General features: G+C 72.0%; 19 protein-coding genes. 10 read left to right on the plus strand and 9 right to left on the minus strand.

All coding sequences use genetic code 11. From position 1 onward, the window contains the following. Positions 1-77 precede the first annotated feature (77 nt). Genes C3492_RS02460 through C3492_RS02480 form a run of 5 tightly spaced genes read right to left on the minus strand, consistent with a single transcriptional unit; the run spans position 78 to position 5,763 of the window. Positions 78-1,388, minus strand: coding sequence for a DUF58 domain-containing protein (locus tag C3492_RS02460; protein ID WP_103810049.1), 1,311 nt, complete (start codon positions 1,386-1,388; stop codon positions 78-80). Then, the gene (locus C3492_RS02465) at positions 1,388-2,377 is read right to left on the minus strand and encodes a MoxR family ATPase (RefSeq protein WP_103810050.1); all 990 of its coding nucleotides are present in this window, start codon (positions 2,375-2,377) and stop codon (positions 1,388-1,390) included. Before C3492_RS02465 ends, C3492_RS02460 begins: the two co-directional genes overlap by 1 nt. Next, the gene (locus C3492_RS02470; protein WP_103810051.1) at positions 2,377-3,573 is read right to left on the minus strand and encodes a DUF4350 domain-containing protein; all 1,197 of its coding nucleotides are present in this window, start codon (positions 3,571-3,573) and stop codon (positions 2,377-2,379) included. The genes C3492_RS02465 and C3492_RS02470 overlap by 1 nt, the downstream gene beginning before the upstream one ends. Further along, positions 3,570-4,358 carry a DUF4129 domain-containing protein gene (locus C3492_RS02475; RefSeq protein ID WP_374938317.1) on the minus strand — a complete coding sequence of 263 codons (789 nt, stop codon included), beginning with the start codon at positions 4,356-4,358 and terminating at the stop codon, positions 3,570-3,572. Before C3492_RS02475 ends, C3492_RS02470 begins: the two co-directional genes overlap by 4 nt. A 4-nt stretch (positions 4,359-4,362) precedes the next feature. Then, positions 4,363-5,763: a proline-rich domain-containing protein gene (locus C3492_RS02480; protein ID WP_103810052.1), complete on the minus strand. Its 1,401-nt coding sequence runs from the start codon at positions 5,761-5,763 to the stop codon at positions 4,363-4,365. A gap of 140 nt (positions 5,764-5,903) precedes the next feature. Here C3492_RS02480 and mtnA point away from each other — a divergent pair, with 140 nt between their 5' ends. The 7 genes from mtnA to C3492_RS02515 all read left to right on the plus strand — a co-directional run bounded on the left by mtnA (position 5,904) and on the right by C3492_RS02515 (position 14,878). Beyond that, positions 5,904-7,049, plus strand: a complete 1,146-nt coding sequence (gene mtnA / locus C3492_RS02485; protein ID WP_103810053.1) for an S-methyl-5-thioribose-1-phosphate isomerase — start codon at positions 5,904-5,906, stop codon at positions 7,047-7,049. A 117-nt stretch (positions 7,050-7,166) separates the two neighbouring features. After that, the gene (gene mtrA / locus C3492_RS02490; RefSeq protein ID WP_191870552.1) at positions 7,167-7,856 is read left to right on the plus strand and encodes a two-component system response regulator MtrA; all 690 of its coding nucleotides are present in this window, start codon (positions 7,167-7,169) and stop codon (positions 7,854-7,856) included. A 1-nt stretch (position 7,857) separates the two neighbouring features. Further along, positions 7,858-9,969 (plus strand): MtrAB system histidine kinase MtrB, encoded by a 2,112-nt coding sequence (gene mtrB / locus C3492_RS02495; protein ID WP_181140161.1) that lies wholly within the window; start codon positions 7,858-7,860, stop codon positions 9,967-9,969. Continuing rightward, positions 9,959-11,791 carry an LpqB family beta-propeller domain-containing protein gene (locus C3492_RS02500; RefSeq protein ID WP_181140162.1) on the plus strand — a complete coding sequence of 611 codons (1,833 nt, stop codon included), beginning with the start codon at positions 9,959-9,961 and terminating at the stop codon, positions 11,789-11,791. Before mtrB ends, C3492_RS02500 begins: the two co-directional genes overlap by 11 nt. A gap of 182 nt (positions 11,792-11,973) precedes the next feature. Continuing rightward, positions 11,974-12,921, plus strand: a complete 948-nt coding sequence (locus C3492_RS02505) for a ComF family protein (protein ID WP_103810055.1) — start codon at positions 11,974-11,976, stop codon at positions 12,919-12,921. 312 nt (positions 12,922-13,233) lie between these two features. After that, positions 13,234-13,932 (plus strand): ribosome hibernation-promoting factor, HPF/YfiA family, encoded by a 699-nt coding sequence (gene hpf, locus C3492_RS02510; RefSeq protein WP_374938323.1) that lies wholly within the window; start codon positions 13,234-13,236, stop codon positions 13,930-13,932. Positions 13,933-14,134: 202 nt separating this feature from the next. Next, on the plus strand, positions 14,135-14,878 hold the full coding sequence (locus C3492_RS02515) for a response regulator transcription factor (RefSeq protein ID WP_103810057.1): 744 nt from the start codon (positions 14,135-14,137) through the stop codon (positions 14,876-14,878). A 4-nt stretch (positions 14,879-14,882) separates the two neighbouring features. Here C3492_RS02515 and C3492_RS02520 read toward each other — a convergent pair whose 3' ends face one another. Then, complete coding sequence (locus C3492_RS02520) at positions 14,883-16,058, minus strand: winged helix-turn-helix domain-containing protein (RefSeq protein ID WP_103810058.1); 1,176 nt, start codon at positions 16,056-16,058, stop codon at positions 14,883-14,885. A gap of 99 nt (positions 16,059-16,157) precedes the next feature. Beyond that, positions 16,158-16,727, minus strand: coding sequence for a GNAT family N-acetyltransferase (locus C3492_RS02525; protein WP_103810059.1), 570 nt, complete (start codon positions 16,725-16,727; stop codon positions 16,158-16,160). A 253-nt stretch (positions 16,728-16,980) separates the two neighbouring features. On the opposite strand from C3492_RS02525, the gene secA reads away from it, so the two are divergent. Next, complete coding sequence (gene secA, locus C3492_RS02530; RefSeq protein ID WP_103810060.1) at positions 16,981-19,791, plus strand: preprotein translocase subunit SecA; 2,811 nt, start codon at positions 16,981-16,983, stop codon at positions 19,789-19,791. 209 nt (positions 19,792-20,000) lie between these two features. Here secA and C3492_RS02535 read toward each other — a convergent pair whose 3' ends face one another. Further along, positions 20,001-20,480: an Rv3235 family protein gene (locus C3492_RS02535; RefSeq protein ID WP_103810061.1), complete on the minus strand. Its 480-nt coding sequence runs from the start codon at positions 20,478-20,480 to the stop codon at positions 20,001-20,003. Positions 20,481-20,818: 338 nt separating this feature from the next. Here C3492_RS02535 and C3492_RS02540 point away from each other — a divergent pair, with 338 nt between their 5' ends. Further along, positions 20,819-21,331 (plus strand): DUF6912 family protein, encoded by a 513-nt coding sequence (locus C3492_RS02540; protein ID WP_103810062.1) that lies wholly within the window; start codon positions 20,819-20,821, stop codon positions 21,329-21,331. A gap of 57 nt (positions 21,332-21,388) precedes the next feature. Beyond that, entirely contained in the window at positions 21,389-22,057 is a 669-nt protein-coding gene (locus tag C3492_RS02545) for an HAD family hydrolase (protein WP_103810411.1), read from the plus strand. Positions 22,058-22,369: 312 nt separating this feature from the next. Here C3492_RS02545 and C3492_RS02550 read toward each other — a convergent pair whose 3' ends face one another. Then, positions 22,370-22,936 carry a DJ-1/PfpI family protein gene (locus C3492_RS02550; RefSeq protein WP_103810063.1) on the minus strand — a complete coding sequence of 189 codons (567 nt, stop codon included), beginning with the start codon at positions 22,934-22,936 and terminating at the stop codon, positions 22,370-22,372. Positions 22,937-23,081: the final 145 nt, after the last annotated feature.

Consider the following 23,081-nt stretch of genomic DNA (forward strand, 5'->3'; position numbering starts at 1 on the left):
TACCTTCGGTGCGGGGGTTTTCTGCGTTTAGGGGCCGTTCGACGTGCCCGAGGGGACACCGGGCGGGCCGAGGGCCTTCAGAGCCGGCCCGCCGCTTTGAGTGCCAGGTATGCGTCCGCAAGCGCCGGCGCCAGATCTTCCGGTGTCGCGTCCACCACCGTCACCCCGTGGCGGCGAAGCTGTTCGGCAGTGCGCCGGCGCTCGTTCTGCGCCTGAGCTGCCGCCGCCGCTTCGTACACCGCCTCGGTCGTACCCCGCGCCCGCGCCATACCGGCAATGTGCGGATCCGCCACCGAAGCGACCAGAACCGTATGGCGCTGAGTGAGCTGAGGGAGCACGGGAAGCAGTCCCTGCTCCACCGGTGCCGCATCCAGTGTCGTGAGGAGCACGATCAGGGAGCGGCGAGGCGCGGTGCGGAGCGCGGTGGCGGTGAGGCCGCGAGCGTCGGTCTCGACGAGTTCCGGTTCGAGTGTCGCCATGGCATTGACCAGGGAAGGCAGCACATCGCCTGCCGCGCGGCCCTGGACCAGGGCGCGGACCCGGCGGTCGTAGGCCAACAGCGCCACGCGGTCACCTGCGCGCGAGGCGAGAGCCGCCAGCAGCAGGGCGGCGTCCATGGAGGCGTCCAGGCGTGGTGCGTCGCCCACCCGGCCGGCCGATGTACGGCCGGTGTCCAGGACGAGCAGGATGTGCCGGTCGCGTTCGGGGCGCCAGGTGCGGACGGCGACGGCCGACTGCCGGGCCGTGGCGCGCCAGTCGATCGAGCGGGTGTCGTCGCCGGGGACGTACTCTCGCAGGCTGTCGAACTCTGTTCCCTCCCCGCGGGTCAGGACGCTGGTGCGGCCGTCGAGTTCACGCAATCGGGCGAGTTTCGACGGGAGGTGCTTGCGGCTGGTGAACGGGGGCAGAACCCGTACTGTCCAGGGGACCTTGTGGGTGCCCTGGCGGGAGAAGAGTCCGAGGGGGCCGTAGGAGCGGATCGTCACGCGGTCGGCCTGGCGGTCGCCGCGGCGGGTGGGGCGCAGTCGGGTCGTCACGCGTCGGCGCTCGCCCGGTGGCACGGTCAGCCGGTGCCGGGAGGCGTCGATCTCGGTACCTGGCTGCCAGCTGCTCGGTGGCCATGCGTCCCGCAGTCGTGCCCTCAGCGGGCGGCGGGAAGGGTTCGTGATCGTGAGGGTGATGTCGGCCGTGTCACCGAGACGGGTGGAGCTGTCGCCCGAGCGGGCGAGCTGGAGATGGCGTACCGGCGTGGCCAGTGCGTAGTCGCAGGCGCAGGCCAGGGCCAGCGGGCCGTTGACCGCGAGGATGCCCGTCCAGCTTGGTTCCAGGATGCCGACGGGAATCGAGCCGAGGGCCGCGAGGAGGGCGGCGCGTCCTGTGAGTGCCATCAGCGGGGGACCGGGACGTGGGCGAGGATGGCGTTGATGACCGAGTCCGCGGTCACGCCTTCCATTTCGGCTTCGGGACGCAGCTGGACCCGGTGGCGCAGCGTGGGCAGGGCGAGGGCCTTCACGTCGTCGGGGATGACGTAGTCGCGGCCGGTCAGCCAGGCCCAGGCGCGCGAGGTGGCGAGCAGGGCGGTGGCGCCGCGTGGGGAGACGCCCAGGGTGAGGGAGGGCGACTCGCGGGTGGCGCGGCAGATGTCCACGACGTAGGCGGTGATCTCCGGGGAGACGGTCGTCCTGGCGACCGCGGTACGGGCCGCCTCCAGGTCGGCGGGGCCGGCGACCGGGCGTACGCCGGCGGCGCGCAGGTCGCGGGGGTCGAAGCCCGAGGCGTGCCGGGTGAGTACGTCGATCTCGTCCTGCCGGGAGGGCAGAGGGACCGTCAGTTTGAGGAGGAAGCGGTCCAATTGGGCTTCGGGGAGGGGATAGGTGCCCTCGTACTCGACCGGGTTCTGCGTCGCGGCGACGAGGAACGGCTCGGGGAGCGGGCGAGGGGTGCCGTCGACCGTGACCTGGCGTTCCTCCATGGCCTCCAGCAGGGACGACTGGGTCTTGGGCGGGGTGCGGTTGATCTCGTCCGCGAGGAGGAGGTTGGTGAAGACCGGGCCGGGCTGGAAGGAGAACTCGGCGGTGCGGGTGTCGTAGACGAGGGACCCGGTCACGTCGCTCGGCATCAGGTCGGGGGTGAACTGGACGCGTTTGGTGTCGAGTTCGAGTGCGGATGCGAGGGCGCGGACGAGCAACGTTTTGGCGACCCCGGGGACTCCTTCTAGTAGTACGTGTCCGCGGCAGAGGAGGGCGACGACGAGGCCGGTCACGGCGGGGTCCTGGCCGACCACGGCTTTGGCGATCTCTGCGCGCAGGGCTTCCAGGGAGGCCCGGGCGGCGCCCGGGTCCTGGCTCTGCCCGGCGTTGTCAGTGGTCGGGTCCATCATGAACGGCGTACCTCTCTTTCGAGGGCGTCGAGTTGGTCGGTGAGGGCGATGAGGGCCGCGTCGTCGCCGGGTGGCGGTCCGAAGAGGAGGGAGTGCAGGGCCTGTCCGTCGCCGGCCAGGTGGGTGGACAGGGCGGGAAGCAGGGCCTCGGGTGTGTGCGCCTGGGTGACGGGGACGCCGACGAGGGGGGCGAGGCGGGTGCGGGTGGCGGAGCGAAGAGCGGCGGCGGCGCGGTCGCGGGCGTTGGCGTTGCGGTAGAGGCGGGCGCGGCCTTCGGCGGTCTCGGAGGCGCGGATCGCGACGGGGAGTTTCTCGGGCACGAGGGGGCCGAAGCGGCGTGCCCGCCAGAAGGCGGCGAGGGCCGCCGCGATGAACAGTTGCAGGGTGGCCCAGAGCCATCCCGAGGGGAGCAGGTCGAGGAAGCTCTTCCGCTCGCCGTTCTCGGTGGCGGAGGCGTCGGACAGCGAGGGGAGGTACCAGACCAGATGGGGGCGGGAGCCGAGGAGTTGAAGGGCGAGCGAGGCGTTGCCCTGCTCGTCGAGGCGGTCGTTGTAGAGGATGTCGGGCGCGCCGAGCACGACGGTGTCACCGCCTCCGGAGGCCGCGGGGACGCGCAGGAGGGTGGCGAGGCGTTCGCTGGGGTAGCAGGAGTCGGCGTCGAGGTGGGTGGTGGTGTAGCGGACGCCGCCGGTGTCGGCTGGGCCCGCGCGCCGGGCTTCGGGCAGCGTGCAGTCCGGGTCGAGGGTGGAGCGGTCGCTGGTGGCGGGGTCCGCGGCGACCCCGGGGGCGAGCCGTTCCACGGACCAGCTGCCGGCCGCGACGAGGACGGTCCGCCCGCCGGAGGACGCGGTCGCCGCGTGCAGCTGGGTCTGTTGGCGGTGGGTCAGCAGGTCGGGTACGGCCACGAGCAGGGTGGTGTCCGGACCGGTGGCGGCGCGGGCCGCACCGAGGGTGGTGACCACGCGGGTGGAGACGCCTCGTTCGGCGAGGAGACGGGCGACGGCGCGGCTGCCGTAGGGGTCGGGGGAGCGCGGGTCCAGGTCGCCGTGCCGGGTGGTGGAGCGTACGGCGGCCATGGCGACGGCCGCGGCCAGGAGCAGGACGACGGCGAGTGCGATCCCTCGTGTCCGGGTCCACACCTGGCGGCCGGTGGGCGCGGCGGAGGTGGTCGCCGGGGCGGCCTCGGTGGTCACTCGGCGACCCCCTGGCGGCTGTTCGGGGCCTTGGTGGTGGGGCTGGCGGGGCTGTCGGCGAGGGCCGGTCTGGTGTGTTGCAGGTCGCGGTCGAGTTCGGCGAGGCGGTGGTACGACGGCTCGCCGGCCGTGCGTCCGCCGTATGTGACGTCGTCGAACTCACGGGCGGCGGCGCGCAGTCGGTCCGTGTGCGCGGGCAGGGCGCGTCCGGCCTCGGCGGCTGCTTCGTCGGCGGTGCGGCCGGGGCGTGCGTCGAGCAGGGCCCGTTCCTCCAGGGAGCGGACGAGGGCCCGCATGCGTTCCTGGACGGCCTGGTTCCAGTGGCCCTGGGCCGCGTGGGCCTCGCTGGCGGCGCGGTGCTCGGCGGCGCTGCGGGGGTGCTCGTCGAAGAGGACGGCGGCCGAGGCGGGCCCGCGGTGGGGGGTGCCCAGGCGCCACCACAGGGCGGCCAGGACGGCGACGACGAACAGGATGACGACGACCAGGCCGACCGTGCCGCCGGGGGTCGCCGAGGCAGCCGAGCCGAGGGCCCGGTCGAGCCAGTCCCAGAACGCGTTCAGGGCACGCTGGAACAGGCTGGGATCGTTCTCGTGGTACATCCCCTTGGACAGCTCGCGCCGGGCCGCCTCGCGCGCGGGATCACGCCCGATGGTCACCGGTGGCTCGTCTCCCGAGCCACCGGCCGCCAGCACGGCCCGGTCCGTCGCGCGCAGCAGCCGGCCCGCGACCGCGGTGGCGGTGCCCGGTGGGGGCGCCGCCGTGAGAACTCCCCCCGTGAGGCTCACCGCATCAGCTCCCGGGGACGGGGCCGGGGACGCCGGTGCCGTAGCCCTGGACGCCGGCGGCGCGGGCCAGTTCGAGGTCGAGGGCCTCGCGGCGGATGCGCTGGTCGATGTAGAGGAGCACGGTGACGCCGGCGCTGATCGGAAGGGTGAGCGTGGTGCCGATCAGGGAGCCGATGCCCCGGATGATCAGGAACGCCCAGCCGACGTGCCCGCCGCTGGTGCCGAGGAAGTCGTCCATGCCGTCACCGCTGACGGCGGCGCCGATGACGGCGAAGGGGATGGTGACGATCGCCGAGACGATGTTGGCGATGAGCCAGGCGAGCAGCTGGATGCCGAAGACGCGCCACCAGGAGCCGCGCACCAGCTTCGCGGAGCGGCTCATGGCCTTGGTGACGCTCTGGCGTTCCAGCATCAGGGCGGGAGCGGCCAGGTAGTAGCGGATGGCCAGCCACACCGCGACGACGACGGCTCCGAGGATGCCCAGGGCGAACAGGGCGGCCCCGCCGGCGTCGCTGCCGCCGCTCAGCAGGACCAGGAATCCGGGCAGTGCGCCGACGACGATCACTCCGACGGTGATCAGGCCGAGCAGGACGAGCAGTCCGGCCAGCTTCGGGATCTGCGGACGGGCCTCGCGCCAGGCCTCGCCGGTGCTGACCGGCCTGCCGAGCACGGCACGGCTGGTGATGGTCGTGAGCAGCGCGGTGGCGACGATGACGGCGGCTGCGGAGATCACCGTGACGATGCCGGTGCCGATCATGGAATCGCGCAGGGAGCGGTAGGCGTCGTCGAGGGTGGCGGTCCGGCTGTCGAGCGACGTGCGGGCGAGGGCGTCGTTGACGAAGAAGCCCTGGACGAGGACCAGGCAGGTGTCCGTGACGACGGCGACGGCCAGCGCGATGCCGAGGACCGTGCGCCAGTAGGTGCGCATGGTGGAGACGGCACCGTCGAGGATCTCGCCGACGCCCAGCGGGCGCAGCGGGATGACGCCGGGCTTGGCCGCCGGCGGGGGACCTCCCCAGCCGCCGCCCCAGGCGGGGTAGCCGCCCGGGGTGCCGTAACCGCCGTGGCCGGGGGGCGGGCCGCCGTAGCCGCCGCCGGGGACACCGTAGCCGCCGGGGCCGGGCCCGGGACCGGCGGGCGGCCGGCCGCCCCAGCCCGGGCCGGGCGGCGGCGGTGGCGGTGCCTGGTTCGGGCTGGGGGCACCGGTGGGCGCGGACCACTGGCCGGCCGGCGGCCGCGCCTTGGACCACTTCGAGCCTGGGCCCTGCGCGTCCGTGCCCGGCTGCGGCGCGGGTTCGGTGGGGCCGGGGCGGTCTGCGGGCTCGGCGGGGCCGGACGCACCGGGTTCCCGCCCCTCGGACGACGGGGCGGATCCGGGCGAGGCCCAGCCCGGAGTGTCAGTCATCGAAGCTCCTTCTCGGTGCCCGTCCGCGGTCGCGGCGGCAGGTTGGCAGCCATCGTGCCATGGGCCGGTCACCGGGGGACCGGCCACGGTGGGGGGTGGACTCCTTCAATTGTCCGCCGGATCCGGGGCAGACTGACGGCATGGTTGATCAGCAGGCGCGAACCGGCGGGGACAGGCGGCCGACCGAGATACCGGCGATCCGATGGGAGGAACCACCAGAAGGTCCCGTACTGGTCCTTCTTGATCAGACGAGGCTTCCGGCCGAAGAGGTCGAGTTGGTGTGCACGGACGCGGCGGCGCTGGTGGAGGCGATCCGTTCGCTCGCCGTGCGCGGGGCGCCGCTGCTCGGGATCGCGGGGGCGTACGGCGTCGCGCTCGCCGCCGCGCGGGGCTTCGACGTGGCCGAGGCCGCGCGGGCGCTCGAAGAGGCCCGGCCCACCGCGGTGAACCTGTCCGTCGGGGTGCGCCGGGCGCAGGCGGCGCACCAGGAGGCACTGGCCCGGACCGGCGACCCCACCGCGGCCGCCGTGGCGGCGCTGGCCGCGGCGCGAGCGCTGCACCAGGAGGATGCGGAGGCCAGCGCCCGGATGGCGGCCCATGGTCTGGCGCTGCTGGACGAGTTGCTGTCCGGTGGCGGGCACCGGATCCTGACCCACTGCAACACCGGGTCGCTGGTGTCGGGTGGGGAGGGCACGGCCTTCGCGGTGGCCCTCGCCGCGCACCGGGCGGGCCGGCTGCGGCGGCTGTGGGTGGACGAGACGCGTCCGCTGCTGCAAGGCGCTCGCCTGACGGCGTACGAAGCGGCCCGCAGCGGTATGGCGTACACCCTGCTCACGGACAACGCGGCGGGTTCCCTGTTCGCGGCGGGTGAGGTGGACGCGGTGCTGATCGGAGCGGACCGGATCGCGGCCGACGGTTCGGTGGCGAACAAGGTGGGGAGCTATCCGCTCGCCGTGCTCGCCCGGTACCACCATGTGCCGTTCATCGTGGTGGCGCCGCTGACGACGGTCGACCCGGACACGCCCGACGGGGCGTCCATCGAGGTCGAGCAGCGGCCCGGCTTCGAGGTGACCGAGGTCGCGGCGCCCCAGGCGGCGGGAGCGGGAGGCGGGATTCCGGTGGCACCGCTGGGGACGCAGGCCTACAACCCGGCGTTCGACGTCACCCCGCCCGAACTGGTGACAGCGATCGTCACCGAGGAGGGAGTGGTCTCGCCCGTGACGGCCGAGGCGCTTGCGGAACTGTGCGCCCGGCCGCCGGCTGAGGCTCCGCCGGCGTCGGCCTGACATCGTGAGCGGCATCCTCGTCCATGGACAGGGGCAGACAGTGACGGCCCCGTACGACTATCGTCACCGGCCAGTGACCTCCCTCACCAGGGCGCCTGTCGCTGTTATGAGAATGGGATGATGTCGTTTATGAAGGGACGAGTCCTTGTCGTCGACGACGACACCGCACTGGCCGAGATGCTCGGCATCGTGCTGCGTGGTGAAGGTTTTGAGCCGTCTTTCGTAGCCGACGGCGACAAGGCGCTGGCCGCTTTCCGTGAGACGAAGCCCGATCTGGTGCTGCTCGACCTGATGCTGCCCGGACGGGACGGCATCGAGGTGTGCCGGCTCATCCGGGCGGAGTCCGGTGTGCCGATCGTGATGCTCACGGCCAAGAGCGACACCGTCGACGTCGTCGTGGGCCTGGAGTCGGGCGCCGACGACTACATCGTCAAGCCGTTCAAGCCGAAGGAGCTGGTGGCCCGGATCCGGGCGCGGCTGCGCAGGTCGGAGGAGCCGGCGCCGGAGCAGCTCACCATCGGTGACCTGGTCATCGATGTCGCCGGGCACTCGGTGAAGCGGGACGGGCAGTCGATAGCGCTGACCCCGCTGGAGTTCGACCTGCTGGTCGCGCTCGCGCGCAAGCCCTGGCAGGTGTTCACCCGTGAGGTGCTGCTGGAGCAGGTGTGGGGCTACCGGCACGCGGCGGACACGCGGCTCGTCAACGTGCACGTCCAGCGGCTGCGCTCCAAGGTCGAGAAGGACCCGGAGCGGCCGGAGATCGTGGTGACCGTCCGTGGTGTCGGTTACAAGGCTGGACCGAGCTGACATGTCCGGGGACAGCGCCGCTTCGGCTCCCGGCGGTTCTGGGACACGTCCGGGGCGGCCTGTCGGCCGGACGGCGGCGGGTGCGCGCTGGCGGGCGATGTTCGACGGCGGGCTGCTTGAGGGCGGAGTCCAGGGCAGCCCGGTCCTTCGCCTGTTCCTGCGCTGGGTGCGCCGTCCGCTGCTGCCGGTGATGCGGCTGTGGCGGCGCAACATCCAGCTCAGGGTCGTCGCCACCACCCTGCTGATGTCGCTCGGTGTCGTTCTGCTGCTGGGCTTCGTCGTGATCGGGCAGGTGCGCAACGGCCTGCTCGACGCGAAGGTCAAGGCGTCGCAGAGCCAGGCCACGGGCGGGTTCGCGGTGGCCAAGCAGAAGGCCGACGAGGCGGTCGGCGGGACCGGTACGGGAGCCGGGGCCGGTGCCGGTGACGGCACGGCGACCGGGGACGGGCGACAGTCGCAGAACGTCATCCAGTGGATGAGCGACCTGGTGGAGTCGCTGTCCAGCGGCGGCGCGGGCGCCTTCGACGTGGTGACGCTGCCCGTGGGCGACGACAGCGGCGGCGGACGCAGCCCGCGCGGCTCCGGGAACGTCAACCCGACCTCCAGCGTGCCCGCCGCGCTGCGCGAGCGGGTCAACAGCGGTACGTCGGCCGTCCAGAGCAACACGCGGATCGTCTACTACGGCGGCAAGGACTCGCAGCCGGGGCTCGTCATCGGCAAGCAGGTCAACGACCCCAACGGCCGTCCGTACGAGCTGTACTACCTCTTCCCGCTCACGCAGGAGGAGAAGTCCCTGAGCCTGGTCAAGGGCACGCTCGCCACCGCGGGGCTGTTCGTCGTCGTGCTGCTCGGAGCCATCGCCTGGCTGGTGGTGCGGCAGGTCGTCACACCGGTGCGGATGGCCGCCGGGATCGCGGAGCGGTTGTCGGCCGGGCGGCTGCAGGAGCGGATGAAGGTCACCGGCGAGGACGACATCGCGCGCCTGGGCGAGGCCTTCAACAAGATGGCGCAGAACCTGCAGGGCAAGATCCAGCAGCTGGAGGACCTGTCGCGCATGCAGCGGCGGTTCGTCTCCGACGTCTCGCACGAGCTGCGCACCCCGCTGACCACCGTCCGGATGGCCGCGGACGTCATCCACGAGGCGCGCGAGGACTTCGACCCGGTCACCGCGCGGTCGGCCGAGCTGCTCGCCGACCAGCTGGACCGGTTCGAGTCGCTGCTCGCCGACCTGCTGGAGATCAGCCGTTTCGACGCCGGGGCGGCGGCGCTGGAGGCCGAGCCGATAGACCTCAGGGAGGTCGTCCGGCGGGTCGTGAGCGGTGCGGAGCCGCTCGCTGAGCGCAAGGGCACGTACATACGGGTGTTCGGTGACCAGCAGCCCGTGGTCGCCGAGGCGGACGCCCGGCGAGTGGAGCGGATCCTGCGCAACCTCGTCGTCAACGCCGTCGAGCACGGCGAGGGCAAGGACGTCGTCGTCAAGCTGGCCGCCGCCGGCGGAGCCGTGGCCATCGCGGTGCGGGACTACGGCGTGGGACTGAAGCCCGGTGAGGCGACCCGGGTCTTCAGCCGCTTCTGGCGGGCCGACCCGGCACGCGCGCGTACCACGGGCGGTACCGGCCTCGGGCTGTCGATCGCCCTGGAGGACGCGCGGCTGCACGGCGGCTGGCTGCAGGCATGGGGCGAGCCGGGCGGCGGCTCCCAGTTCCGGCTGACGCTGCCGAGGACGGCGGACGAGCCGCTGCGGGGCTCGCCGATACCGCTGGAGCCCAAGGACTCCCGCCGCAACCGCGGCCTCGACGACGCCGGCCTGCCCCGGGCGGACGAGGAGAAGCGGGCGACCGTTCCCGTGCAGCAGAACGGCGTCCAGGCGCCCGCGCTGCCGCCGCGGGCGGAGATCACGCCGCGGCTGGCCACTGCGACCCCGGCCGTCGACCCGACCGCCCTGCCGGGCAACGGCAACGGCGCGCGCGTCGTGCCCCGGCCCACCGCCGGCGCACGGCGTCCGGCCGACGGGCCCGGCGCGCGTCCGGCGCCCGGCGCGAGCGCGGGCCGGGCGGACGCGGCCACGCCGGAGGACTCGACCGAGCCAGGGGAGGCATTTCGTGGCCGCTGACCGCGAGGGGGGCGCACGGCGGCGGTCGTGGCGCGCGGTGGCGTACGCCGCCTTGGGTGTCGTACTGCTGGCCGGTTGCGCCTCGATGCCCGACAGCGGGGACCTGAGGGACGTGGAGTCCACGCCGCGACAGGACACCGGGGTCCGGGTGTTCGCGATGCCGCCGGCCGACGGCGCCGGTCCGGGCGAGATCATGCAGGGCTTCCTGGAGGCGCTGACCAGCGACGACCCGGGGTACGACACGGCTCGTAAGTACCTGACGGACGAAGCGGCCCGCACCTGGCGGCCCGAGCAGTCGACCACTGTCCTCGCGAACGGGCCGACCATCGAGACGGACTGCCGTCCGGGCGGCCGTGAGGAGACCAACAGCGTCACGTGCGTGCTGGCCGGCAGCCAGGTCGCCACGGTCGACGCGCAGCAGGCGTACCAGCCCGCCGACGGCACCTACCGCAAGAAGCTGCACCTCACGAAGGACCCGAAGAACGGGCAGTGGCGCATCGACGGGCTGCCCAACGGGGTCGTCATGGGCAAGTCGGACTTCCAGCGGAACTACACGTCCGTCGACAAGTACTACTTCGCCTCCAACGCGTCCGTAGGGGAGAGCGGCCAGCCGGTGGCGGTCGCCGACCCGGTGTTCGTGCGCAGCAAGGTCGACCCGATGACCCAGCTGGTCCGCTCGCTGCTGAAGGGACCCACCACCTGGCTCGGACCGGTGGTCAGGTCGAGCTTCCCGACCGGTACGGCGTTGCAGAAGGGCGTGTCCGGGCTGGCACCGGACGACCAGAACAAGCTGACGGTGCCGCTGAATCTCAAGCCGTCCCGGGTGGCGCCGAGCAAGTGCACCGAGATGGCGACGCAGATGCTGTTCACCCTGCGGAACCTGGCGCCGACGCTGGACTCCGTCGAACTGCGGGGGACGGGCGGCGACCGGCTGTGCGAACTGACCGGGGAGCGCGCCGAGACCGCCGCCTGGCACGGGTCGTCCAAGCGGCCCGAATACCTGTACTTCCTCGACGGCAAGCACCGCATGGTGCGGATGCAGACCGGGAGCACCGGGACGGCGTCCGCGCCGGTGCCGGGCCCGCTGGGCGAGAGCGGCAGGGGGCTGCAGTTGGTGGCGGTGTCGCGGGACGAGCACACCGCGGCCGGGGTCGCCGACGAGGGCAGGACGCTGTACGTGACGTCGCTGGCGTCGGACGGATCGCTCGGCGATCCGCTGGTGACCAGCGCCGGTACGACCCCCGACCACCGGCTCGCCACCCCGAGCTGGGACGCCCGCGGCGACCTGTGGGTGGCCGACCGTGACCCGCACCGGCCGCGCCTGTTCGTCCTGGAACAGGGCGCCGACAAACCGGAGCCGGTCGCCGTCCCGGACCTGTCCGGCCGGATCGAGGACGCGCGGGTGGCCGCCGACGGGGCACGGATCGCGCTGGTCGTGGAGAAGGACGGCAAGCAGTCCCTCGTCATCGGGCGGATCCAGCGCGACGACGGAACCGGGCAGGGCATCTCGGTGGACGGGCTGCGGTCGGCGGCACCGGACCTGGAGCAGGTCAGCGCCATCTCGTGGGCCGGGGACAGCAGACTGCTGGTCGTGGGGCAGGAGCAGGGGGGCGTGCAGCAGATGCGGTACGTCCAGGTCGACGGCTCCACCCTCGACGGCCCGGCGCCGGGTGCGCTCACCAGCGTGAAGGCGATCGCCGCGTCCGAGGACGAGCGGGTGCCGCTGGTGGCCTACTCGGAGGACGGGATCGTACGACTGCCGTCCGGGGCGCAGTGGCAGAAGGTCGACAAGGACGGCTCGGCGCCGGTCTACCCGGGCTGAGCGCGGGACGGTTGAGACGATCTGTCTGCACTGGTCGCGGGACGGCTGAGACGATCTGCCCTCGCTGAGCGCGGGGACCGCTGAGAGCAGGACGCCCCTGCCCTTGGTCGCATGCCGAGTTGTCCACAGGCCGTTGTCCACAGGGGTGGCCGGCCCGCGGCCGCGTTGGCACAGTGGTGGTCATGCGGGGGTGGTGGCAGGACCTCACCGACCTGGTGCTGCCGGCCGACTGCGCGGGCTGCGGTGCACCTCGTACGGCGCTGTGCCCGCGGTGCCGGGCCGCGCTGCACGGGAGCGCGGCGCGGCGGGTGCGGCCGGTGCCGGAGCCGGCCGGGCTGCCGGTGGTGCACGCGGTGGCTCCCTACGCGGCGGAGGTGCGCGCGCTGCTGCTCGCGCACAAGGAACGGGGCGCGCTGACGCTCACGGGAGCGCTGGGCACGGCGCTGGCAGGGGCCGTGCGGGCGGGCCTGGGCGCGGCCGGCGGAGCCGGTGTCCGGTGGGGCGGCGATGCTCATGCCGGCATGGACCGCGGTGCCCCCGTCGGCCCGGACGACGGTGCGGGGTCGGCCGGGTGGCCGGGACGCGGGCCCGTGCTGCTGGTTCCCGTGCCCTCCGCCCGGTGGGCCGTGCGGGCGCGTGGGCACGATCCGGTGCGGCGGATGGCGCTCGCGGCGGCCGGGGAGCTGCGGCGCACCGGGACGCCGGCCCGGGTGGCGGCCGTGCTGCGCCAACGGCGGGCCGTGGCCGACCAGGCGGGGCTGGACGCACGGCGGCGTCTGGAGAACCTCGCCGGGGCACTGGAGGTGAGAGCGGGAGGCGACCGGCTGCTCGGTGCGGGCCCTGTCGTGCTCGTCGATGACCTGATGACGACGGGAGCCAGTCTCGCGGAGGCGGCGCGGGCCCTGCGGGAAGCGGACGTGTCCCGTCTCGGGGACAGGACGGCCGTGTACGAGGCCGCAACTCGGGAAGGTAGGGAGGAACGATGGATCGATGCGCCGGGGAGAAGGGAGTCGGTGCATAGTGCACCGGAAAATGCGGTGCCGAACGCCCCGCGGCGGATCCTCCATGCCGCCGTGATTGTCGCCGTGATCGCAGCTCCTCACGATTCTTTCGAAATGAACAGGAACTGATCGTCAACTTGCATCGTTCCAGCTAGTGACAGGGGTAATTCACCTGAACGGAGGTACGTCGCAGTAGAGGGTGACGCCATCCGTCCGGGCGAGATATGTTCGGGTGTGAGGAAAGGCGCAGGCCACACCTCTCATATCCGAATGCCATGCTGCGGGTTTTACGCAATCACCCGCATCGGTGGGGTGGAGATCTCGCCCATGGGGGAGGAGGAGGTGGAAGTCACCGAGTCCGAGGTCCGGTGATCACCGGACCTGGTGCGAAAGGGAGACGCTCCGCCGATGCAGCGGAGCGATCCGGGAACGGAGTTCTGCGTGGACATCGTCGTCAAGGGCCGCAAGACCGAGGTGCCCGAGCGGTTCCGCAAGCACGTGGCCGAGAAGCTGAAGCTGGAGAAGATCCAGAGGCTCGATGCCAAGGTGATCAGCCTCGACGTCGAGGTGTCCAAGGAGCCGAACCCCCGACAGGCCGACCGCTGTGACCGAGTGGAGATCACGCTCCGCTCCCGCGGTCCGGTGATCCGGGCGGAGGCAGCGGCCAGCGATCCGTACGCGGCGCTCGACCTGGCGGCGGAGAAGCTGGATGCCCGGCTGCGCAAGCAGCACGACAAGCGGTTCTCGCGCCGTGGCGCACGCCGGATCTCGGCGGCAGAGGTCCCCGACCACGTCCCCGGCGCGGCGACACTGAACGGCAGCGGCCTCCCCGTCCAGGAGGAGGAGACGGACGGAGTGCCGACCAAGAAGATCGGCTCGCTGGAGGTCAAGGGTGAAGGCCCCCTCGTCGTCCGCGAGAAGACCCACGTCGCCTCCCCGATGACGCTCGACCAGGCCCTGTACGAGATGGAACTGGTCGGCCACGACTTCTACCTGTTCGTCGACTCCGAGACGAAGGAACCCAGCGTCGTCTACCGGCGACACGCCTACGACTACGGCGTGATCCACCTCAGCACCGACCCGATGATCGCCGAGGCGCAGACGCAGCCCCCCGCGGCGGGTGGCACGCTGGGCGGCTGATCCCCCGGCTGAAGCTGTGCGGGTGCCCCTGGAGCGCGTGTGCGCCCCCAGGGGCACCGGTGTGCGACCACTTCGCGCCCCGCACGTCACCTCGGTGCCGCCCGGGCATGAAATCATGGCCGCACCGGCCCAACCGGTGGGCCGCTGCCTTGGGTTGGCGATGGCACAGGACCACAGGCCACAGCCTTCAGGGGGAGGAACGATGGCGGACACCTTCGGACCGATGAGGGACGGGGACGCCGACGACGGTGTCATCGGCAGGGACCCGGACGCGAGCTCGTCACGCGAGCCGATCAGAGTCCTGGTCGTGGACGACCACGCCCTCTTCCGGCGCGGCCTGGAGATCGTGCTCGCGGCCGAGGAGGACATCCAGGTCGTCGGCGAGGCGGGCGACGGGGCGGAGGCCGTCGACAAGGCCGCCGACCTGCTGCCCGACATCGTGCTGATGGACGTCCGCATGCCCAAGCGCGGCGGCATCGAGGCCTGCACCTCCATCAAGGAGGTCGCTCCCAGCGCGAAGATCATCATGCTGACGATCAGCGACGAGGAGGCCGACCTCTACGACGCGATCAAGGCGGGCGCGACCGGATACCTCCTCAAGGAGATCTCGACCGACGAGGTGGCCACCGCCATTCGCGCGGTGGCCGACGGACAGTCGCAGATCAGTCCGTCGATGGCGTCGAAACTCCTCACCGAGTTCAAGTCGATGATCCAGCGCACCGACGAGCGCCGGCTGGTGCCCGCGCCCCGGCTGACCGACCGAGAGCTGGAGGTCCTCAAGCTCGTCGCGACCGGTATGAACAACCGGGACATCGCCAAGGAACTGTTCATCTCCGAGAACACCGTGAAGAACCACGTCCGCAACATCCTGGAGAAGCTGCAACTGCACTCCCGGATGGAGGCCGTGGTCTACGCGATGCGGGAGAAGATCCTGGAGATCCGCTAGCGCCTCATCCGAGCAGCCCGGCGAGTTCCCTGCCCAGGGGCTCACGCAGCTCGGGCACGTCCACGCGTTCCACACGGACGTCGGTGCAGTTGACCCACGTCGCCGCCTCCACCAGGGCCTGGGCGACCGCCGGGACCGCCTTCGGACCGTCCAGGGTGACCTGCTTGGCCACCAGCGTGCGGCCCTCCCGGGCCGGGTCGACACGCCCGACCAGTCGGCCGCCTGCGAGCACCGGCATCGCGAAGTAGCCGTAGACCCGCTTCGGCCGGGGGACGTACGCCTCCAGCCGGTGGATGAAGCCGAAGATCCGCTCCGTGCGCGCCCGCTCCCAGACCAGCGAGTCGAACGGCGACAGCAGGGTGGTGCGGTGCCGGCCGCGCGGTGGCGTCGCCAGGGCCGCCGGGTCCGCCCAGGCCGGCCTGCCCCAGCCCTCGACCTCGACCGGCACCAGACCCGAGTCCGCGATCACCGCGTCGACCTGCTCCGCCTTGAGACGGTGATAGTCCGCGATGTCCGCGCGCGTGCCGACCCCGAGCGACTCGCCCGCCAGCCGGACCAGACGGCGCAGGCACTCGGAGTCGTCCAGCTCGTCGTGCAGCAGCGAGGCCGGGACCGCCCGCTCGGCCAGGTCGTACACCCGCTTCCAGCCGCGCCGCTCCACGCACACCACCTCGCCGTACATCAGCGCGCGCTCCACGGCGACCTTCGTGCCCGACCAGTCCCACCAGTCGTTCGTCTTCTTCGCGCCGCCCAGTTCGGTGGCGGTCAGCGGGCCCTCCGTGCGGAGCTGCTTGATGACCTGGTCGTAGGCGCCGTCGGGCAGTTCGTGGTGCCAGTGCGGCCGGTCGCGGTAGGCGCGGCGGCGGAAGGCGAAGTGCGGCCACTCCTCGATGGGGAGGATGCAGGCCGCGTGCGACCAGTACTCGAAGGCGTGGGCGTCCGTCCAGTAGGCGGCCTCCACGGCCTTGCGGCCGACCGCGCCCAGCCGGGCGTAGGGCACGAGTTCATGGGAGCGGGCGAGCACCGAGATCGTGTCGAGCTGGACCGCGCCGAGGTGGCGCAGCACCCCGCGGACGCCCGCGCGCCGGTCGGGCGCGCCGAGCAGGCCCTGGGCCCGCAGAGCGATCCGGCGGGCGTCGTCCGCGGTGAGAGTGGTGGTCGGGCGCGGAAGGGTCGTCATGCCTCGGACGATAGAGGGTGCCACTGACAGCCCGCGACGAGCTGTCCATTCCTCTGGAACGGCGAATCGTGGACGGCGAATCGGGAACGGCGAACAGGGTCAGGAACGCGCGGGCAGGTACGGCGCCGTGGAGGGCAGGCCGAGGTCGGAGGGGAGCAGGGAGCCGACCCAGCAGTCGCGGCGCACACCCTTGTTGTTGAGGCCGGAGCGCAGGGTGCCCTCGATGGTGAAGCCCGCGTGTTCGGCGACCGCGCGGGAGGCGTGGTTGCCGACCTCGGCCCGCCATTCGACACGGTCCACGCCGACCTCGGTGAAGATCCACCGGCAGGCGGTGAGCGTGGCCTCCACGACGTATCCGTTGCCGCGGTGTTCCTTGGCCGCCCAGAAGCCGACCTCGGCCGTGCCCGGGGAGCGCATCGTCAGGGCGAGCATGGCGACCAGCTCGCCGCCCCTGAGGAAGACGCCGAAGGTGAACGTCGAGCCCTGCGACCAGCCGTCCGGGACGATCTGCTCCGTGAAGCCGATCGCATGCTCCGGGAGGTAGGGCGAGGGGACCAGTGTCCAGCGCTGGATGTCGGGGTCCTGCGCTGCCGCGTACACCGCGTCGGTGTCGGCGGGGCCGACCGGGCGCAGCAGCAGACGGTCCGTGGTGAGCGTGACGTGTTCCATCGCCCGATTCTGCTCGGGACGTCCTGTCCAGACCATGGATTTTCGCGATCTGTGAGCGGCTGATCACGTTTCGCGTAATTCCTCGCGCCGATGCGGCACCATCCGGTCGCCCCGTCCGTTGTCCTGGGTGAAGCAGCCGTCGGGCCGCCAGGCCTCCCGGCGCAGCCGGGTCCTCGCATACGATGGCCGTTGCTCAGTACGTCAGAAGGAAAACCGACCGTCCCAGGCCCGACCGGCAAGGAGACCAGCCCCCGTGTCCGTCCTCTCGAAGATCATGCGTGCAGGCGAAGGCAAGATCCTGCGCAAGCTGCACCGCATCGCGGACCAGGTCAACTCCATCGAAGAGGACTTCGTCGACCTCTCCGACGCCGAGCTGCGAGCCCTCACCGCGGAGTACCAGCAGCGCTACGCCGACGGGGAGAGCCTGGACGACCTCCTCCCCGAGGCGTTCGCCACGGTGCGCGAGGCCGCCAAGCGCGTCCTCGGCCAGCGTCACTACGACGTGCAGATGATGGGCGGCGCCGCGCTCCACCTCGGCTATGTGGCCGAGATGAAGACCGGTGAGGGCAAGACACTCGTCGGCACGCTGCCCGCGTATCTGAACGCCCTGTCCGGGGACGGCGTCCACCTCATCACCGTCAACGACTACCTGGCCGAGCGCGACTCCGAGATGATGGGCCGCGTCCACAAGTTCCTGGGTCTGAGCGTCGGCTGCATCCTCGCGAACATGACGCCGGCCCAGCGCCGCGAGCAGTACGCGTGTGACATCACCTACGGCACGAACAACGAGTTCGGCTTCGACTACCTGCGCGACAACATGGCGTGGTCGAAGGACGAGCTGGTGCAGCGCGGCCACAACTTCGCCATCGTCGACGAGGTCGACTCCATCCTCATCGACGAGGCCCGTACGCCGCTGATCATCTCCGGCCCGGCCGACCAGGCCACCAAGTGGTACGGCGACTTCGCCAAGCTGGTCACGCGCCTCAAGCGCGGCGAGGCCGGCAACCCGCTCAAGGGCGTCGAGGAGACCGGCGACTACGACGTCGACGAGAAGAAGCGCACGGTCGCCATTCACGAGTCCGGTGTCAGCAAGGTCGAGGACTGGCTGGGCATCGACAACCTGTACGAGTCGGTGAACACCCCGCTCGTGGGCTACCTGAACAACGCCATCAAGGCCAAGGAACTCTTCAAGAAGGACAAGGACTACGTCGTCATCGACGGCGAAGTCATGATCGTCGACGAGCACACCGGCCGTATCCTCGCCGGCCGCCGCTACAACGAGGGCATGCACCAGGCGATCGAGGCGAAGGAAGGGGTGGACATCAAGGACGAGAACCAGACGCTCGCCACGATCACCCTGCAGAACTTCTTCCGCCTCTACAAGAAGCTCTCCGGCATGACCGGTACGGCGATGACCGAGGCCGCCGAGTTCCACCAGATCTACAAGCTCGGCGTGGTCCCGATCCCGACCAACAAGCCGATGATCCGCAAGGACCAGTCGGACCTGATCTACCGCACCGAGGTCGCGAAGTTCGAGGCGGTCGTCGACGACATCGCCGAGAAGCACGAGAAGGGCCAGCCGATTCTCGTCGGCACGACCTCCGTCGAGAAGTCGGAGTACCTCTCGCAGCAGCTCAGCAAGCGCGGCATCCAGCACGAGGTGCTGAACGCCAAGCACCACGAGCGCGAGGCGCAGATCGTCGCCCAGGCCGGCCGCAAGGGCGCCGTGACGGTGGCCACCAACATGGCCGGCCGTGGTACGGACATCAAGCTCGGCGGCAACCCCGAGGACCTCGCCGAGGCCGAGCTGCGCCAGCGCGGCCTCGACCCCGAGGAGCACATCGAGGAGTGGGCCGCCGCTCTGCCGTCCGCCCTGGAGAAGGCCGAGCAGGCCGTCAAGGCGGAGAAGGAGGAGGTCGAGGAGCTCGGCGGCCTCTACGTCCTCGGCACCGAGCGGCACGAGTCGCGGCGCATCGACAACCAGCTGCGCGGCCGCTCCGGCCGTCAGGGCGACCCGGGCGAGTCCCGCTTCTACCTGTCGCTGGGCGACGACCTGATGCGCCTGTTCAAGGCCCAGATGGTCGAGCGCGTGATGTCGATGGCCAACGTGCCGGACGACGTGCCGATCGAGAACAAGATGGTCACGCGCGCCATCGCGTCCGCGCAGGCCCAGGTCGAGACGCAGAACTTCGAGACCCGTAAGAACGTCCTGAAGTACGACGAGGTCCTCAACCGGCAGCGCGAGGTCATCTACGGCGAGCGCCGGCGCGTCCTGGAGGGCGAGGACCTCCAGGAGCAGGTCCGGCACTTCATGGACGACACCATCGAGGCGTACGTCCGCGCCGAGACCTCCGAGGGCTTCCCCGAGGACTGGGACCTGGACCGGCTGTGGGGTGCCTTCCGGCAGCTCTACCCGGTGAAGGTCACCATCGAGGAACTGGAGGAGGCGGCCGGCGACCGGGCCGGTCTCACCGCCGAGTTCATCGAGGAGTCCATCAAGGAGGACATCTACCAGCAGTACGAGGCCCGCGAGGCGCAGCTCGGCTCCGAGATCATGCGTGAGCTGGAGCGCCGGGTCGTGCTGTCGGTCCTGGACCGCAAGTGGCGCGAGCACCTCTACGAGATGGACTACCTCCAGGAGGGCATCGGCCTGCGCGCGATGGCGCAGAAGGACCCGCTGGTCGAGTACCAGCGCGAGGGCTTCGACATGTTCACCGCGATGATGGACGGCATCAAGGAGGAGTCCGTCGGCTACCTGTTCAACCTGGAGGTCCAGGTCGAGCAGCAGGTCGAGGAGGTCCCGGTCGAGGAGGCCCAGCCGGTGGGCGAGGGCGTCCAGGACACGGTTCCGGCGCAGGCGGGCGCGCGTCCCGAGATCCGCGCGAAGGGGCTGGATGTCCCCCAGCGCCGGGATCTGCACTTCTCGGCGCCGACGGTGGACGGTGAGGGCGGCATCGTCGAGCGTGACCTGGAGGAGGACGAGCCGGTGCGGTCGGAGTCGGACGGTCTCACGCGGGCCGAGCGGCGCCGGCAGGCCAAGGGCGGGCGGCGACGCAAGAAGTAACGGTCGCCCGCGGCACTCCAGCGGTTGAGCGGGGCCGGGTTCCCTTCTGGGACCCGGCCCCGTCGCGTTGCCGCCGTGCGGTGCCCTGCGCCGGGGCCGGTCGGGGGCGGGTTCGCCCGCCGGGCGACGGCTGCCGCGGTTCCCCCGGGGGCGCGGGGAACCGCGCGACCGGCCACGGCGCCCCCGCACCTCGACGGCTCTCCGCGGCCCTACGTCCTGCCCGTTTCCACCGCCGTGCAGCGCCAGCGGAGGTCCTTGCCCAGTTCCAGACGGAAGGCCATGGCGCGCAGCTGGTCCCCGGCGGCGATGCGGGCGAAGACCTCCAGGGCGCCCTGGCTGGGGACGTAGTAGCCGATGTCCTGGACGACGGGCCGGGGGCCCAGGGTGCGCAGGGGGCTGTGTTCGGCCAGGCGGGCCAAGTCGTCGTAGGCGCGGCCGGCGGTGTGCCGCAGCATCCAGTGGACGGGCCGCTGACCGCTCAGGACGGCCAGCAGGCGCTCGGCGAAGAGGTCGGTGGGCCGGGGCTGCCGCGCGGCCGTTCCGGGCTGCGTACGCGCCGCCTCCGGCCGTGTGGCCGCCGGGCGGCTGGGCGTGCGGGGCGGGGCGCCGCCGGGGCGGCGGGAGTCGCGGCGGGTCGGCGGGCGGTGCCGCGGGCGGGGCTGGGCGGTACGGCTCATGACCTTGTTCATGGGGGCGTCCCCGTTCGCCGGGCCCGGGGGATACCGGGCGGTAACCAGATGGTGGGGATCTTGTATGCGGCGCGGGAGAGGGTGGCAAGGAAGCGCCGGGGGGCGGGAGAGGGCACGGAAGGTTCACCTATCCGAGGGACCGGGGGAGCCCCGCGCCCCAGGGTCAAGCGGCCGAGGAGGGTGAATCGACGGCCCGGAGTGGACGCCTCCACAGGGGCGGGCAGGCGCCCGAAAGGGGACGGCCGCACGTATCCTGAAGGCCCTCCGGGAGACGCGCCAGCCGCTCTCCCCGGGGCCCCAGCGGAGCCTTCGACCAGGAACAGGAAAGAGCGGCCAGCATGCGCGTCTACGTCCCCCTGACCCTCCCCGCCCTCGCCGAGGCGTACAAGACGGGTGAGCTGGGGACCGGCCCCTTCGTCGCGTACGCCGTCACGCCCGCGCTGCGCGAGTGGTACCTGTCCGAGGACATCGAGGAGCTGGAGTACGCCGCGCTCAGCCGGGCCGCGCTGGCCTCGCTGCGGCTGCTCGCGGCGGACCCGGACGCGGTACGGCGCCGGGTCGTGGTCGCCGTGGACGTGCCCGACGGTGCCGCGAGCGTCGACCCGGACCGCGCGCTCGAACCCGCCGCGCTCGGCGAGGTCACCGTGAAGGTCGCGGTGCCGCTCGCGAAGGCGGCGTCCGTGCACGTCGACGCCGAGGGCGCCGAGCCGGACGTGGCCGCCGCGGCGGACGCGCTGGAGGCGGCGGACGGCGGGGACGACGACGCGCAGTTCGTCGTGGACGGGGCGGACGACCACGAGCTGCTGTGGTACGCCACGCAGGAGATCCCCAACCTGGTCGGGCTGGGCTGAGCTGCGCTGATCGCGGTGGTGCCCTGATTGTCAGTGGGGGCGGGTACGGTCTTGGACATGGGGACGCAGGGAAGCGCGCACATCGTCTGGGACTGGAACGGGACGCTGTTCCACGACAATGACGCGATCATCGGGGCGACGAACGCGGCCTTCGCTGAGCTGGGGCTGGCGCCGATCACGCTGGAGCAGTACCGGGCGCTGTACTGCGTGCCGGTGCCGAAGTTCTACGAGCGGCTGCTCGGCCGGCTGCCGACCGACGCCGAGTGGGAGCTGATGGACGGGGTCTTCCACCGCTACTACGCCGAGCACCGGGTGCGGTGCCGGCTGACCGAAGGGGCGGAGGAACTGCTCGCGGGGTGGCGTTCGGCGGGGCACAGCCAGTCGTTGCTGAGCATGTACGGACACGAGGACCTGGTGCCGCTGGTGCGGGGCTTCGGGATCGAGGCGCACTTCATACGGGTCGACGGGCGTACGGGGCCGTCCGGTGGCAGCAAGGCCGAGCACATGGTGCGGCACCTGGAGGCGCTGACGGGGATGGTGGCGCCCGAGCGGACCGTGGTGATCGGGGACGCGGCGGACGACGCGGTCGCCGCCCGGCACGTGGGGGCGCGGGCCGTGCTGTACAGCGGGGGGTCGCACAGCCGGGTGAGTCTGGAGGGGATCGGGGTGCCGGTCGTGGACACGTTGGCCGAGGCGGTGGCCGAGGCGCGGAGGATAGCGGCGTAGCCCCGCGGGGCGCCGGGGCGGTCCTGCGAGGGCGCCACGTCAGGTGCTGTGACCGGCCGGGGGCGGGCGCGGCTCCCCGGACGGCCCGGGGAACTGCACGACCGGCCACAGCGGACCTGACGCCGTCGGCGTACCGCGAGCGCGCCGGCGTACCGCGAGCGTGGGCCTGACGCCGTCGGCGTACAGCGGGCGCGGGCCTGGCGCCGTCGGCGTACCGCGAACGTGGAGCTCACGCCGTCGACGTACGGGCGGGCACGCGCCTGACGCCGTCGGCGTACCGCGAGCCGGGCGGTGGCGCCGTGTGAGCGTTGCTCAGCTCACCGGGGCCTTGGAGCGAAGCACCCTCAGGAACTCCCGCATCCACGCCGGATGGTCCGGCCAGGCGCGGGAGGAGACCAGGGTGCCGTCGACGACCGCCTCGGTGTCCTGGAAGCCCGCGCCGGCTGCCTGCATGTCCGGCTCCAGCGCCGGGTAGGCGGTGACCCGGCGGCCCCGCAGGGAGTCGATCGCGGCGGTGAGCAGCGGACCGTGACAGATCTGGGCGACGGGCTTGTCGGCGTCGAAGAAGGCCTTGAGGATCTTGCGCAGTTCGGGGTCGTTGCGCAGGTACTCCGGGGCCCGGCCGCCGGGGATGACGAGGGCCGCGTAGTCGCCGGGGTCGACCTCGGAGAAGGCCAGGTCGGCGGGCCAGGTGTAGCCGGGCTTCTCGGTGTAGGTGTCGAAACCGGGTTCGAAGTCGTGGACGACGAAGCGGAGGGTCTTGCGGGTGGGGGCGGCGATGTGGACGTCGTAGCCTTCTTCGCGCAGCCGCTGGTAGGGGTAGAGCACCTCCAGGGACTCCGCCGCGTCGCCGGTGACGATGAGGATCTTGGTGGGCATGTCGGCTCCTCCGGGGAGACTCCGCACAGTGTCCTGGGCACCGTGCCTCCGCCGGGCGCCCCTTGCCAAGAGGGCCCGGCGCTTTTCAGGGTGCGACCACGGACCCGGGGGCGCGACCGGGTGACCTGGAACGGAACCAGCCGTC

Source organism: Streptomyces sp. Ru62 (assembly GCF_002920615.1).
GTDB lineage: Bacteria > Actinomycetota > Actinomycetes > Streptomycetales > Streptomycetaceae > Streptomyces.

Coding starts and splice junctions, on each gene's coding strand:
- C3492_RS02515 (WP_103810057.1), top strand. CDS start 14,135: ATGGCGGACACCTTCGGACCGATGAGGGACGGGGACGCCGACGACGGT.
- mtrA (WP_191870552.1), top strand. CDS start 7,167: ATGATGTCGTTTATGAAGGGACGAGTCCTTGTCGTCGACGACGACACC.
- C3492_RS02535 (WP_103810061.1), bottom strand. CDS start 20,480: ATGAACAAGGTCATGAGCCGTACCGCCCAGCCCCGCCCGCGGCACCGC.
- C3492_RS02540 (WP_103810062.1), top strand. CDS start 20,819: ATGCGCGTCTACGTCCCCCTGACCCTCCCCGCCCTCGCCGAGGCGTAC.
- C3492_RS02525 (WP_103810059.1), bottom strand. CDS start 16,727: ATGGAACACGTCACGCTCACCACGGACCGTCTGCTGCTGCGCCCGGTC.
- C3492_RS02480 (WP_103810052.1), bottom strand. CDS start 5,763: ATGACTGACACTCCGGGCTGGGCCTCGCCCGGATCCGCCCCGTCGTCC.
- C3492_RS02550 (WP_103810063.1), bottom strand. CDS start 22,936: ATGCCCACCAAGATCCTCATCGTCACCGGCGACGCGGCGGAGTCCCTG.
- C3492_RS02520 (WP_103810058.1), bottom strand. CDS start 16,058: ATGACGACCCTTCCGCGCCCGACCACCACTCTCACCGCGGACGACGCC.
- C3492_RS02505 (WP_103810055.1), top strand. CDS start 11,974: ATGCGGGGGTGGTGGCAGGACCTCACCGACCTGGTGCTGCCGGCCGAC.
- C3492_RS02460 (WP_103810049.1), bottom strand. CDS start 1,388: ATGGCACTCACAGGACGCGCCGCCCTCCTCGCGGCCCTCGGCTCGATT.
- mtnA (WP_103810053.1), top strand. CDS start 5,904: ATGGTTGATCAGCAGGCGCGAACCGGCGGGGACAGGCGGCCGACCGAG.
- C3492_RS02465 (WP_103810050.1), bottom strand. CDS start 2,377: ATGGACCCGACCACTGACAACGCCGGGCAGAGCCAGGACCCGGGCGCC.
- C3492_RS02545 (WP_103810411.1), top strand. CDS start 21,389: ATGGGGACGCAGGGAAGCGCGCACATCGTCTGGGACTGGAACGGGACG.
- mtrB (WP_181140161.1), top strand. CDS start 7,858: ATGTCCGGGGACAGCGCCGCTTCGGCTCCCGGCGGTTCTGGGACACGT.